Source organism: Tessaracoccus zhenghani (assembly GCF_054552775.1).
Genome location: NZ_CM137275.1, coordinates 231,645 through 243,981, shown reverse-complemented (window position 1 = coordinate 243,981; position 12,337 = coordinate 231,645). Strand labels below are relative to the sequence as shown.

The following is a 12,337-nucleotide window of genomic DNA, read 5'->3' as shown; positions in this document are numbered from 1 at the left end:
ACTGGCCCTGCGGATTCCTGAGAGCTTCCGCCGCAGCCGATCAGGCCGAGAGATCCCGACGACGCGCCACCTTGGCCCGCGGGACGAGCGTGGGCGATTCCTCGCCGAGCACCGATTCCCTGGTCACGATCACCTGGGCAACGTCCTCGTCGGAGGGCACGTTGAACATCACGTCGAGGAGGAGCTCCTCGAGGATGGCCCGAAGCCCGCGGGCACCGGTACCGCGTTCCAGCGCCAGACCCGCGATGGCGGCGATGGCCCCGTCCTCGAAATCCAGCTGCACGCCGTCCAGTTCGAACAGCTTCTGGAACTGGCGCACCAACGCGTTCTTGGGCTCCACCAGGATGCGGGTGAGCGCCTCCTCGTCGAGGGGCGAGACGCTGGTCAGCATGGGCAGGCGGCCGATGAACTCCGGGATGAGGCCGAACTTGTGCAGGTCTTCGGGACGCACCTGGGAGAACGGGTCCGCCTCAGGCATGCGAGCCTCGGCCTTGTTGTTGAAGCCCAGCGGGCGACGACCGACGCGCTGGTTGATGATCTCGTCGAGACCCTCGAACGCGCCGCCGACGATGAACAGCACCTTGGTGGTGTCGATCTGCAGGAAGTCCTGGTGGGGGTGCTTGCGGCCACCCTGCGGCGGGACGGCGGCGACGGTGCCCTCCAGGATCTTGAGCAGCGCCTGCTGCACACCCTCACCTGACACGTCACGCGTGATCGAGGGATTCTCCGACTTGCGGGCCACCTTGTCGATCTCGTCGATGTAGATGATGCCTGTCTCCGCCTTGGCGATGTCGAAATCCGCCGCCTGGATCAGCTTCAGCAGGATGTTCTCGACGTCCTCACCGACGTAGCCGGCCTCGGTCAGCGCGGTGGCGTCCGCCATGGCGAACGGGACGTTCAGCATGCGGGCGAGGGTCTGGGCCAGGTACGTCTTGCCGCAGCCCGTGGGGCCGATGAGCAGGATGTTGGATTTGCCGACCTCGATGTCGTCAGAATCCGAACGGCGACCCCGGCCGCCGTGCTCGGCCTGGATGCGCTTGTAATGGTTGTACACGGCCACCGACAGCGTCTTCTTCGCGCTGTCCTGGCCGATGACGTAGGTGTCGAGGAAGTCGCGGATCTCGCGCGGCTTGGGCAGTTCCTTGACCAGACCGGCCTCGGGGGCGTCCGGGAACTCCTCCTCGATGATCTCGTTGCACAGGCCGATGCACTCGTCGCAGATGTAGACGCCAGGGCCGGCGATCAACTTCTTCACCTGCTTCTGCGTTTTCCCGCAGAAGTTGCACTTGAACAGGTCGCCGGATTCACCGATACGAGCCACGACGTCCACCTCCCATCAACAGTTCCTCATTGGATGTCTTGTTTTCACCACCCTACCCGGCAGGCGGGGCGGGAGAAGAGCGAACCGCCGGGCATCCGGGTCGCATTGACCCAGTTGCCCGGCGGGCACGGTCTGAGCGGTCAGAGACCCTTCAGCGAGGGCAGGATGTCGTCGATGATCCCGTACTCGATGGACTCCTGCGCGGTCAGGTACTTGTCGCGCTCGATGTCCTTGCTGACCTTGGCGACTTCCTGGCCGGTGTCGACGGCGAGCATCTGCTCCATGAGGGAGCGGATGCGCAGGATCTCGCGGGCCTGGATCTCCAGGTCCGAGGACTGACCGTAGCCGCCCTCGGTGGCCGGCTGGTGGATGAGGATGCGCGAGTTGGGCAGCGCCAACCGCTTGCCCTTGGTGCCGGCGGCGAGGATCACGGCGGCGGCCGAAGCCGCCTGGCCGAGACACACCGTCTGGATGTCGGGCTTGATGTAGCGCATCGTGTCGTAGATGGCGGTCAGCGCGGTGAACGAGCCGCCGGGCGAGTTGAGGTAGATCGAGATGTCGCGCTCGGGGTCCATCGACTGGAGCACCAGCAGCTGCGCCATGACCGCGTTGGCCACGTCGTCGTTGATGGGGGTGCCGAGGAAGATGATGCGATCCTCGAAGAGCTTCGTGTACGGATCCACGCGGCGGATGCCGTAGCTGGTGCGCTCCTCCCACTGCGGGATGAAGTAGTTCATGTCCGGGCCGACGGGGGCCGCGCCCTGGGGCAGGGCGAACGTGTTGTTGATCATTGGTTGGGGGCCTCCGTCTGGATCTGCGACGCGCGCTCATACACGTGGTCGATGAAGCCGTACTCGAGCGCCTGCTCGGCGGTGAACCAGCGGTCACGGTCTGAATCAGCTTCGATCTGCTCGATGCTCTGACCCGTGTGCTCAGCGATGAGGTTGGCCATGGTCTTCTTGATGTGCAGCGACTGCTCCGCCTGGATGCGGATGTCTGAGGCGGTGCCGCCCAGACCACCCGAGGGCTGGTGCATCATGATGCGGCTGTGCGGCAGCGCGAAGCGCTTGCCGGGGGTGCCCGCCGAGAGCAGGAACTGGCCCATCGAAGCGGCCAGGCCCATGGCGACGGTGGCCACATCATTGCTGATCCACTGCATGGTGTCGAAGATCGCCATGCCGGAGTCCACCGACCCGCCGGGCGAGTTGATGTACAGGTAGATGTCCTGGGTGGGGTCTTCCGCGTTGAGCAGCAGCATCTGCGCGCAGATCGCGTTGGCGTTCTCGTCGCGCACCTCGGAACCGAGGAAAATGATGCGGTTGGCCAGCAACGAGGAGTACACGTTGTCTGTCATGCCGAGGCCGGCGCCTGCGGGCCCGGCCATCCGGATCGGGTGGATTGGAGTTTGAGTCACACCAATAACCTACCGGGTGATTCAGACAACCGAAGCGAAGCGCGGCCTGTTCGCGCACAGCGTGCACCGGCGGGAACAGCAACGCCGCCGGTCCCCTGCGGGACCGGCGGCGTTGGCGTTGCGCTCATCGCGAGGCGGCTGGGATCACTCCCCGGCGTCCTCGGTCTCCACGGAGGCGAGCGACGTGTCGACGGCGTTGCCCTCGGAATCCTTCACGGTGGCCGCGGCGCAGATCGAGGCCAGGGCCTTGCCGCGGCGGATCTCGTTCATCCACTCGGGCATGTGGTTGTGCTCCATCATGTGGTTGATCTCATCCTGGGGCGAGGAGCCGGACTGCTGCGCCTTGCGGAAGATGAGTTCGGTGAGCTCCTGCTGGGAGACGTCGATCGAGTTGGCCTCGGCGTAGACGTCGAGCACGATCTGGGCGCGCAGCGCATCCGTGGCGCGCTTGTCCATCTCGGCCCAGAACTCTTCGACCGTCTCGGCCTCTTCCTCTTCGGTCTGCTCCAGGTACTGGTCGACCGTCATGCCGCCGCGGGCGAGCTGGCGCTCGATGTCGGCACGGCGGGCTTCGAGTTCCTTCTTGAGGACGTTCTCGGGCAGTTCGAAGTCGACCTTCTCGAGGATCGCTTCGAGCACCTTGTCGCGGGCGTCGGCGATCTGGTCGGCGTTCACCTGCTGCTCGGCGCCGGAACGCAGGTCGGCCTTCATCTCCTCGACGGTGTCGAACTCGGAGATGAGCTGTGCGAAGTCGTCGTCGACCTCCGGCAGTTCCTGCTCGGAGACGGTGACGACGGTCACCTCGATCTCGGCCTCTTCACCGCGATGGGCGCCGCCCACGAGGGTGGAGGTGAAGGTCTTGGACTCGCCGGCCTTCAGGCCGGTGACAGCCTCGTCCAGGCCGTCGAGCATGCCCTGGTCGTCGCCGACCACGTAGGAGATGCCTTCTGCGGTGGCGTCGTCGAGTTCCTCGCCGTCCTTGGTGGCCTTGAGGTCGATCTTCAGCAGGTCACCCTCGGCGGCGCCGCGCTCCACCTCGGTGGTGGTGGCGAAGCGCTTGCGGAGCAGTTCGATGCGCTCTTCGACGAGTTCGTCGACGGAGGATGCGCCCTCGACGGTGGCCTCGATGGTGTTGAAGTCCGGCAGCTCCACCTCGGGGCGGATCTCCACCTCGGCGGTGTACTCCACCACGTCCTTGTCTTCGAGCTTGGTGATGTCCACCTCGGGCTGCGCCATGGGGTAGATCTTGTGCTCGTCGATGGCCTGGTTGTAGGTCTCCGGGATGGCCTCGTTGATGGCCTCCTGCAGGACCATGCCGCGGCCGAACCGCTGGTCGATGACCGTGTTGGGCACCTTCCCCTTACGGAAGCCGGGGATCGTCACCTGTTCGGCGATCTCCTTGTAAGCCTTGTCAAGGTAGGGCTTGAGATCAGCGAAGGGGATCTCGACGGTGAGCTTTACCCGGGTGGGCTTCAGCTTCTCAACGGTGCTGGGCACGAGTGGACTCCTGAGGTGTCAATTTGCGAATCGCGCGTCAGTCTATCGGTCGATGCTCCGGCCACCAACACGCGGGCTCCCGCGCCCGGCTAAAGTCGGGGCCGTGAGCGAGCTGACCAGCAACGTGACCGACACCGCCCTCATTTTCGAGGGCGGCGGCATGCGCGCATCGTTCTCCTCAGGGGTTGTGAGCGTCCTGTTGGAGGCCGGGATCCACGCAGACTGGGTGGGCGGGATCTCCGCCGGTTCGAGTTGCGTGGCCAACTACCTCTCGCGGGACGCCCCGCGTGCAGAGAAATCCTTCGTCGACTTCGCGGCCGAGCCCGAGTTCGGCAACTGGCGCACCTGGCTGCAGGGCAAGGGCATGTTCAATGCCGAATGGATCTATGAACGAACCTCCCTCCCCCATCAGGCGCTCCCCTATGACTGGGAGACGTTCCAGGGGAACCCGGCGCGCGTGGCGATCGGGGCGATGCGCTGCCACGACGGCGAGATGGTCTACTGGGGTCGCGAGGACATCCATCGCATGTATGACCTGATGAAGCGTGTCCGCGCCTCGTCGACGATGCCGTTCTTCATGCCGTTGGCCACCGTCGACGGCGAGGTCTACTGCGACGGCGCGCTCGGCCCCACCGGAGGGTTCGCCCTGGATGCTGCCAAGGCGGCCGGCTTCGAGAAGTTCCTCGTCGTCATGACCCGCACCCGCGGGTACCGCAAGCCGCCGGCCCGGTTCCCCCACGGCTACCGCCGGCTGTTCCGCCAGTATCCGTCCATCGCCCACGGAGTGCTGGAGCGGCCCGCCAACTACAACCGCACCCTCGGGGAATTGTTCGAGCTCGAACGGCAGGGGCGCGCCTACCTGGTGTTCCCGGAGCGGATGCCGATCAGTAACTCCGAGCGTCGGGTCCCGGTGTTGCGCTCAGTCCTCCACGCGGCCCGGGAACAGGCCCACCGCGAACTGGATGCCATCCGGGACTTCCTGGGCCTGGAGGGCGCCGGAGACGGTGGCCGATGAGCAGGTTTCCAGGCTTGGGTCAGATCGCTGATACACTCGTCTGCGGTTCTGCGGATGTAGCTCAATGGTAGAGCCCTAGTCTTCCAAACTAGCTACGCGGGTTCGATTCCCGTCATCCGCTCGATGCAGAGATCCACCTGGCCGGAAGCTTCCGGCTAGGTGCTTCCCTGTTCACGGGGCGTAGCGTAGTGGCTAGCGCGCCTGCTTTGGGAGCAGGAGACCGCAGGTTCGAGTCCTGTCGCCCCGACCATCGTTCGCCCTAGTCAGACGTCAGTTGCGGCATGGGAACGACGTCTCGTGCAATATGCGTGCAATAGCGATTCACGCAAGACCCGCGAGACCTCGTCCTTCGGGTCGCCCCTTGGCGCCGAGAGAGGCGCCTGTTTGCGTCCGTCAGGAGCCGGTGATCCCCGGCGCGGAGAGCGGCGAGTTGCCCCGCGAGCTCTTCCCACCGTTTCCCTGGTCGCGCGGCTGATGTGCGAGGCCAAAGTCGTCGAGCCGTCACCGTCGAGGATGTCGACCAACCGTTCCAGGGATGCAGGCTCCCAGTCAGCGTGCAGCTGTCGGCCCGCCCGGTAGGGGCCCACGAGGTAATCCTGGTACTCCCAACGCTGGAGCGCTTCTACGTCATCCCAGAGCGCTTCGCCGTGGGGACCGTAGCGGGTGGCCTGCAGCAGCGGGCCGAGATCGCGCGCATCCTTGTTCGGTTCACCGACATGTCTATAGTGCCAAGCCACCAGCTTGAGGCCGATCATCGAGCTCAGCGTCGGCACCTTGACCGCCGTGCTGCCTAAGGTCACCGTTCGGCTGTGGCGGCGGCCTCCGCCATGCCCGTGATGTCGAGAGTGAGGCCTTCGGCGGGCTCGACGACCCCGCCGGGCGCGACCCGGGGACCGTAGGGAATCACGCGGCATCCCCTGCATTGGGCTCAACGGCGGACCCCAGTTCACGCAGAGCGAGGCGTTCTCCTTCCAGATCGCCACGGACGACCAGGAGGAGACCGACCGCTACTGGAACGCCATCGTCGGCAACGGCGGGCAGGAGAGCGCCTGCGGCTGGTGCAAGGACCGCTGGGGTGTGTCCTGGCGGATCACGCCCAGAGCGCTCACCGACGCCATGGAATCAGCCGATTCAGGGGTGCGGGAGCGCGCGTTCGCCGCGATGCTCACGATGCAGAAGATCGACGTGGCCGAGATCGAGCGGGCCGTGGCAGGGGCCTGAATGCCTCAGCGATCTGTCGAGCGCTCGTTCTCCAGCCGCAACTCCCTGCCCCGCGTGACGAGCTTGGTGTGCCTGTCCGCGAGCTTCTCCGACGCGCGGGTGTCGCGTGGGGGCAACTTGATCGTCTCCTCCGCCTCGATGCCACCCTGGAGTTGCCTCCCCCGCTCGATCTCCGCGTCGACCTCTGCGCCGAACAGCAGCACGTTGTTGACGATCCACAGCCCCAGCAGCAGGACGATGAACGAGCCGATGATGCCGTAGGTGGCGTTGTAGGACGCGAAGTTGGAGACGTAGATCGAGAACGCGACCACCGCGACGGCGGCCACCACGAGGGCCAGCACGGCGCCGATGCTGATCCAGCGGAACCTCGGCTGCTTAACGTTGGGGGTGAAGTAGTACAGCATCGCGATGACCAGCACCGCCAACGCCACGATCACCGGCCACTTCGCGATGTTCCACACCAGAACCGCCGTGTCGCCGAGGCCGATCAGGTCGCCCACCGACTGCGCAAGGTCCCCTGACAGGACCATGGCGAAGACGATCACGGCCAGGATGACCACCAGCACGAGGGTCAAAAGCAGCATCTGTGGCTTGTGTTTCCAGAAGGGCCGGCCCTCCTCCACCTCATAGATCCTGTTCATCGCCCGCGAGAAGGCACCCACGTACCCGGAGGCCGCCCACAGCGCCAGGACGAGACCGGTCACCAGCGCCAGGCCGGCGCCCGTCTGCTCAGCCAGCCCGCTGACGGTGTCCCCCAACAGGCCGGCGAGTTCCTCTGGGGCGTACTGATCTATGAGGGTTCTGATGCCCTGCGCCGATTGCTCGCCTTGGCCGAAGACGCCCAGTAGCGAGACCAGTGCCAGGAGCATCGGGAACATCGAGAGGACGGCGAAGTACGTGAGGCTCGCCGCAAGGTCGGTCACGTGGTCCTTCGAGAACTCCGACAGTGACCGCTTGAAGGCGTACGTCCAGGACGTCTTGTGCAGGTCCGGGGGTGAATCCGGCTTGCGCGCGTCGTCGGGTTCGGGGGCGCTGGCCGCCTTGTCCCGGGTCTGTTCCACTGACTCGGGTTCTGAGGCATGTTCGGCTTCGTGGTTCGGCATCGTGCTGCTCCTTCCGCCGGGCCAGTCGCGAGGAGTGAGGAGCGCTACGCCCCGATCCACCGGGTAGGTGGTGTGCTCGTGGCCAGGTCTCACATCGTAACGGCCCCCCCCCCGATCAAGCGATGACGAAAATAGCATCGCAGATTCCCCCGCGTGCCCACGACCCCACGCGGCGACGGACCCCGAAGCGTTCGCCGCTTCGGGGTCCATCGGGTAGCTACCGGCCAGCGTCAGGCGTACCCACCAGAGGGGCGGGGCGTGACGGGCGGCAGGGCGCCGGTGTGGATTCGCCGGATGAGGGAGGTGATCAGTGAAGCGAAGGGGCGCTTCGGCTCGGTCGGCGATTGTGGTCGCTCAAGCTCAAGGCGTTGGAGGATGGCCTCCCGCTCGAGCTCCGCTGCGCGTTCCTGATGGATCGCGTATGGAACGTGGTAGTCGTACATGGTGGTCCCCCCGGTCTCGCTGACCCTGATCCGGATCCGCGCTGTTGCTGACAGGTCTACTATCCGCCGGAGGGACACCCCGTCGCATCGGGCAGATGCCCTAACCGGTCTCCGCGCTCCACGCCTGTGCCCCATCAGTCATGCGGCACGTCCTCGTCGACCCCCTGGAGGAACGGACCCTGCGGTCCCACCCCCTCCGTGAGCGCGTTCACCGTCTGGCCGCTGTGTCGGCGCACCAGCGAATCGAGCGCCAACCCGACGGGGTGCACGCCGTCGCGGAACCTGATGGTGATGCCGGGCAGATCCGCTCGGCCGACGACGGCGGCGAGCAGCTGGGCGACATTGCCGCGGGAGGTCTCGCCCGAGAGCACGTGGTCGCCGTACTCGATCTTCCCCGTGGCCGGTTCCTCCGTGAGTTGGCCGGGCGCGACGATCGTCCAGTTCAGCGCCGACGCCCTCAAGTGCTGGTCGGCGTCGGCCTTGGCCGCCGCGTAGTGGTGGAAGGGGTTGTCCTCGGGGATGTCGTCGACGCCGGAGCCCACATAGGAGACCATCACGAACCGCCAGACCCCCGCCTGCAGGGCGGCGTCGACCGCGCGCATGGCCGCGTCCCTGTCGACGGCGTAGGTGCGCTCGGGATTGCCGCCGCCGGCGCCGGCCGACCAGATCACGGCGTCGAAGCCGTCGAACTGGGCGGCCAGGGCGTCGGTGTCGAGGCTCTCCACGTCGGCCACCACAGCGCTGGCCCCCGTCTCCTCCACGTCGCTCACGTGGGCCGGGTTGCGGATCAGCGCCGCAACCTCGTGGCCGCCCTGCACCAGGAGGGGGTGCAGGAGTAGAGCGATCTTTCCGTGTCCACCGATGATGCAGATCTTCATGCCACCGACCCTACGTGGGTTCCGCGACGTCCGGAAGGACCCCGACGGGGCGTTTACCGTGAGCAATTGGATGGGGTCACGGTGGCGACACGCCGCGAGTTCAGGGGGTGAGTGCAACAGATCTGAAGGGGATGTGTTGTGTCGGTCGCGGAGAAGCGTGGGGTTGCCCTTGCCGGGTTGGCTGAGGGGCTCAGTGCGCGAGAAGTCGCACGGGGGTTGGGTATCTCGCCTGGGATGGTGTGGAGGTGGGCCAAACTCGAGGGTGTGAAGTTGCAGCATGGGCGGCTCGGGGGTGTGCCCGAGCTGCGGCCGCGGGCGGCGCGGGAGCCGCGTCGGGTGCCCGAGGGGGACTGGGTCGATTGCAATGGCAGGCTGACTCAGGCGGGTCGGATGGTGATCGCGATCCGGCTGAGCGAGGGACGTGGTGACACGTGGATCGCTGCCGAGTTGGGGGTGGCCCGTTCGACGGTGTGGCGGGAGCGTCAACGCGGATCCGTTGAGGGTAAGTACCGGTGGCGTCCCGCGCAGACACGTGCCGACCAGGCCCGGAAACGGCCGAAGCCTGGGAAACTGGCCCCTGGTAGCGCGGTGCGTGCTGAGGTGGTCGAGCGGTTGAAGCGGCGTGATTCTCCCGAGCAGATCTCGGGCCGGTTGAAACTCGAATTCCCTGACCGGGAGGACATGTGGGTGAGTCACGAGACGATCTACCAGGCGCTCTACATCCAGACCGCCGGGTCACTGCGTCACGAATTGACGGTTGACAAGGCGTTACGTCAGGGCCGCAGCAAACGTCGACCGAGATCGAAGCTGCCTGCTAAACCCCGGGGCTGGATCGGGGAGGACGCGGTCCTGGCGAAACGTCCCGAGGAGGCTGACGACAAGCGGGTGCCAGGCCACTGGGAAGGTGACCTGATCATCGGGTCGGATCTACGCTCCGCGCTGGTCACCCTCGATGAGCGTCACACGAAGTACACGATGATGCGGCGGGTCTGTGTCCATGACACCTTCACCGTCACCGACATCCTCACGATCATGGCCCGAGAGTTACCCGCTTCGCTGTGGCGCTCGTTGACCTGGGACCAGGGCGTAGAGATGGCCGCCCATCACCGATTCACCGACGAGACCTCCTGCAAGGTGTACTTCTGTGATCCCCACTCCCCGTGGCAGCGTCCCACCAACGAAAACAGCAACGGACTCAAGCGTCAGTACTTCCCCAAGGGCACCGACTTCACCCGTGTCACCGACGCAGAAGTCGCCGCGGCCGAGTACGAACTCAACACCCGCCCCCGGAAGGGCTTGGATTACGAGACCCCTGCTGAGAAACTGGCCAAACTAGTTGGTGTTGCACCCACCGATTGAATCCGCCCGCCGACGAACAGCGTTACAGGTGCCGTGACCCCATCGAATTGCTCACGCTCAGAGCCAGCCGTTGTCGGTGGCGGTGCGGAGCGCCTCGGCGCGGTTGCGGGCGCCGAGTTTGCCGATGGTGGAGCTGAGGTAGTTGCGCACCGTCCCCTCGGACAGGTAGACGCTCTGCGCTATCTGGGCCGTGCTCGCGCCGCCGGCCGAGGCGGCCAGGACCAGGGCCTCCTTCTCCGTCAGCGGCGAGCGGCCGATGCTCAGCGAGGCGGCCGCCAACTCCGGGTCCACCGTGCGGAGCCCCTCCGACACGCGTCGGATGGATTCCACGAGCCTGTCGACGGGGGTGTCCTTCACCAGGAATCCCACCGCTCCCCGTTCCAGTGCCCGGCGCAGGTAGCCGGGCCGGCCGAAGGTGGTCACCACGATGATCCTGCTCTTGGGGGCGACGTCGAGCACGTGCGGGATGGCTTCGATGCCGTCGTCGACACCCAGCCCGCCGTCGGGCATCTGCACATCGAGGAGGATGACCCCAGGTTGCGTCTCCAACGCCCGGTGCACCACCTCTGCGCACGTGCTGGCCTGACCCACCACCTGCAGGTCGTCCTCCAGCGAGAGCATGGTGGCCAGCGCCGTCCGGATCAGCGTCTGGTCATCCGCGATCAGCAACGTGGTCATGCGGCGCCCTCCGGCACGGCCGGCGTCCCGCTGCGGGACTGTGAGTAGGACTCGATCTTCGACAGACACGACGCCCGCAGGGACACGTCGGTCACGATGGGGGACGCCCCGGTGGAGGCGACCACGGTGGTGCCCACTCCGCCGGCCACCACCTCGAGCTGTCCTCCGCTTTCCGCCACACGGGCGCGCAGCCCGCTCAGGCCTGTGCCGTTCCGCTCCCGGTCGCCGATCCCACGGCCGTCGTCAGAGACAGTCAGCACCCCGTCGCTGTAGCAGATGGTGCAGGTGGACGCTGAGGCGTGCCGCACGACGTTGGTCACACTCTCCCGCACCACGTAGCCGAGCAGTTCCGACGTCCGGTCGTCCAGGGCAGGCAGGGCCGTCGGGATGACCGCCTCGATGCCGGCTGCGGTCAGCACCGAGCGCGCCGAGGCGATCTCGCTCGCGAGGCGCACCTTGCGCATCCCGGAGGCAGTCGCCCGGACGTCGGCGAGGGCCTGTCGGGCGATCTGGGCCAACTCGGCCACCTCCGCGCGGGCGGCAGTGGCGTCGCGGTCGATCAGGCGTTCTGCCAGATCCGCTTTGACCGCCACCGCAGTCAGCGAGTGCCCGAGGATGTCGTGGAGATCACGTCCGATCCGCTCCCGCTCCGCCGCGACGGCCAGCACCGCTGTGCGCTGCTCCGACAGCCGCAGCCTGTCGCGGGTGCGGCTCGTCTCCAGCGCCAGCGCGATCACCAGGCCCATGGCCAGCGCCAGGGCGCCCATCACCACGATCTGCAGGTTCCGCTCGACCAGTGCCGTCAGGATGGCGACCGCGGTGGTCACGAGGATCACGACACGCGAGTGCCGGAACGGCAGGAGCACGGCGGCCGTGGTGGTGATGTAGGGCACCTGGTAGATGGGCATCGTCTCCCCTGGCGACAGCGCCATCAGCCCGACGGTGCCGAGAACCGCCGCCATCCAGAGCCACCGGCCGCGAGCGTTCCAGTGGGCGATGGCGGTGGAACCCACCACGAGGAACGCCAGCAACAGGGATGTCGCCACCACGAACAGCCAGATGTGCAGCGGCGCCCCGGAGGCAAACACGATGGGGATGAGGACGAAGGCGGCACCCGGTGCGATGTACAGGCCGCCCTGCATCACCATGCGTCGGTACCACGGCAAGCCATCCGCCGCCGGTTGGTGGGCCGGGGCCCGGCTTTCGTCGAGAACGCTATCCATTTACAACCTTCAGGGGTCAGGGCGCGACCTGCGCACAGCCTGACCGTAGCCGAGTCCACAGTGCGCGACGAGTGAGGCCATCATCGCGAAGCCGGTCATGCCCCCAAGGGCCGTGTGGCACAACATCACCGACGCCGCGACGACGAATGGACGTGTCCCATCCTCAGTGCTGGCGGAGGGCGGCG

The 12,337-nt window shown here is 66.5% G+C and carries 12 protein-coding genes and 2 tRNA genes; 5 read left to right on the top strand and 9 right to left on the bottom strand.

The window, feature by feature from the left end; genetic code table 11:
* Positions 1-40 precede the first annotated feature (40 nt).
* The 4 genes from clpX to tig all read right to left on the bottom strand — a co-directional run bounded on the left by clpX (position 41) and on the right by tig (position 4,232).
* Positions 41-1,321, bottom strand: coding sequence for an ATP-dependent Clp protease ATP-binding subunit ClpX (clpX, locus tag ACX1DX_RS01235; protein ID WP_459397396.1), 1,281 nt, complete (start codon positions 1,319-1,321; stop codon positions 41-43).
* A 140-nt stretch (positions 1,322-1,461) separates the two neighbouring features.
* Positions 1,462-2,112: an ATP-dependent Clp protease proteolytic subunit gene (locus tag ACX1DX_RS01230; RefSeq protein WP_459397395.1), complete on the bottom strand. Its 651-nt coding sequence runs from the start codon at positions 2,110-2,112 to the stop codon at positions 1,462-1,464.
* The gene (locus tag ACX1DX_RS01225) at positions 2,109-2,705 is read right to left on the bottom strand and encodes an ATP-dependent Clp protease proteolytic subunit (RefSeq protein ID WP_076060599.1); all 597 of its coding nucleotides are present in this window, start codon (positions 2,703-2,705) and stop codon (positions 2,109-2,111) included. The genes ACX1DX_RS01230 and ACX1DX_RS01225 overlap by 4 nt, the downstream gene beginning before the upstream one ends.
* A gap of 174 nt (positions 2,706-2,879) precedes the next feature.
* Positions 2,880-4,232 (bottom strand): trigger factor, encoded by a 1,353-nt coding sequence (gene tig / locus ACX1DX_RS01220; protein WP_076060596.1) that lies wholly within the window; start codon positions 4,230-4,232, stop codon positions 2,880-2,882.
* 103 nt (positions 4,233-4,335) lie between these two features.
* Here tig and ACX1DX_RS01215 point away from each other — a divergent pair, with 103 nt between their 5' ends.
* The 3 genes from ACX1DX_RS01215 to ACX1DX_RS01205 all read left to right on the top strand — a co-directional run bounded on the left by ACX1DX_RS01215 (position 4,336) and on the right by ACX1DX_RS01205 (position 5,497).
* On the top strand, positions 4,336-5,247 hold the full coding sequence (locus ACX1DX_RS01215; protein ID WP_459397394.1) for a patatin-like phospholipase family protein: 912 nt from the start codon (positions 4,336-4,338) through the stop codon (positions 5,245-5,247).
* 50 nt (positions 5,248-5,297) lie between these two features.
* A tRNA-Gly gene (locus ACX1DX_RS01210) sits at positions 5,298-5,368 on the top strand.
* 53 nt (positions 5,369-5,421) lie between these two features.
* Positions 5,422-5,497, top strand: a tRNA-Pro gene (locus ACX1DX_RS01205).
* A gap of 13 nt (positions 5,498-5,510) precedes the next feature.
* On the opposite strand, the gene ACX1DX_RS01200 is transcribed toward ACX1DX_RS01205, so the two are convergent.
* Positions 5,511-6,002 carry a hypothetical protein gene (locus ACX1DX_RS01200; RefSeq protein ID WP_459397393.1) on the bottom strand — a complete coding sequence of 164 codons (492 nt, stop codon included), beginning with the start codon at positions 6,000-6,002 and terminating at the stop codon, positions 5,511-5,513.
* A gap of 157 nt (positions 6,003-6,159) precedes the next feature.
* Between ACX1DX_RS01200 and ACX1DX_RS01195 the strand changes: the two genes are divergently transcribed.
* The gene (locus ACX1DX_RS01195) at positions 6,160-6,468 is read left to right on the top strand and encodes a VOC family protein (RefSeq protein WP_459398234.1); all 309 of its coding nucleotides are present in this window, start codon (positions 6,160-6,162) and stop codon (positions 6,466-6,468) included.
* 5 nt (positions 6,469-6,473) lie between these two features.
* Here ACX1DX_RS01195 and ACX1DX_RS01190 read toward each other — a convergent pair whose 3' ends face one another.
* Positions 6,474-7,571: a YihY/virulence factor BrkB family protein gene (locus tag ACX1DX_RS01190; RefSeq protein WP_345584385.1), complete on the bottom strand. Its 1,098-nt coding sequence runs from the start codon at positions 7,569-7,571 to the stop codon at positions 6,474-6,476.
* A gap of 577 nt (positions 7,572-8,148) precedes the next feature.
* Positions 8,149-8,892 carry an SDR family oxidoreductase gene (locus ACX1DX_RS01185; protein WP_459397392.1) on the bottom strand — a complete coding sequence of 248 codons (744 nt, stop codon included), beginning with the start codon at positions 8,890-8,892 and terminating at the stop codon, positions 8,149-8,151.
* Between the two features lie 390 nt (positions 8,893-9,282).
* Between ACX1DX_RS01185 and ACX1DX_RS01180 the strand changes: the two genes are divergently transcribed.
* Positions 9,283-10,251 (top strand): IS30 family transposase, encoded by a 969-nt coding sequence (locus tag ACX1DX_RS01180; RefSeq protein ID WP_386086559.1) that lies wholly within the window; start codon positions 9,283-9,285, stop codon positions 10,249-10,251.
* 57 nt (positions 10,252-10,308) lie between these two features.
* Here ACX1DX_RS01180 and ACX1DX_RS01175 read toward each other — a convergent pair whose 3' ends face one another.
* Both ACX1DX_RS01175 and ACX1DX_RS01170 read right to left on the bottom strand, forming a co-directional pair.
* On the bottom strand, positions 10,309-10,929 hold the full coding sequence (locus tag ACX1DX_RS01175; RefSeq protein WP_345584292.1) for a response regulator: 621 nt from the start codon (positions 10,927-10,929) through the stop codon (positions 10,309-10,311).
* On the bottom strand, positions 10,926-12,152 hold the full coding sequence (locus ACX1DX_RS01170; protein ID WP_459397391.1) for a sensor histidine kinase: 1,227 nt from the start codon (positions 12,150-12,152) through the stop codon (positions 10,926-10,928). Before ACX1DX_RS01170 ends, ACX1DX_RS01175 begins: the two co-directional genes overlap by 4 nt.
* Positions 12,153-12,337: the final 185 nt, after the last annotated feature.

Excerpts from the sequence above, each read along its gene's own strand:
- ACX1DX_RS01200 (WP_459397393.1), bottom strand. The coding sequence starts at position 6,002 with ATGATCGGCCTCAAGCTGGTGGCTTGGCACTATAGACATGTCGGTGAA.
- ACX1DX_RS01175 (WP_345584292.1), bottom strand. The coding sequence starts at position 10,929 with ATGACCACGTTGCTGATCGCGGATGACCAGACGCTGATCCGGACGGCG.
- ACX1DX_RS01170 (WP_459397391.1), bottom strand. The coding sequence starts at position 12,152 with ATGGATAGCGTTCTCGACGAAAGCCGGGCCCCGGCCCACCAACCGGCG.
- ACX1DX_RS01225 (WP_076060599.1), bottom strand. The coding sequence starts at position 2,705 with ATGGCCGGGCCCGCAGGCGCCGGCCTCGGCATGACAGACAACGTGTAC.
- ACX1DX_RS01230 (WP_459397395.1), bottom strand. The coding sequence starts at position 2,112 with ATGATCAACAACACGTTCGCCCTGCCCCAGGGCGCGGCCCCCGTCGGC.
- ACX1DX_RS01180 (WP_386086559.1), top strand. The coding sequence starts at position 9,283 with ATGGTGATCGCGATCCGGCTGAGCGAGGGACGTGGTGACACGTGGATC.
- ACX1DX_RS01185 (WP_459397392.1), bottom strand. The coding sequence starts at position 8,892 with ATGAAGATCTGCATCATCGGTGGACACGGAAAGATCGCTCTACTCCTG.
- ACX1DX_RS01190 (WP_345584385.1), bottom strand. The coding sequence starts at position 7,571 with ATGCCGAACCACGAAGCCGAACATGCCTCAGAACCCGAGTCAGTGGAA.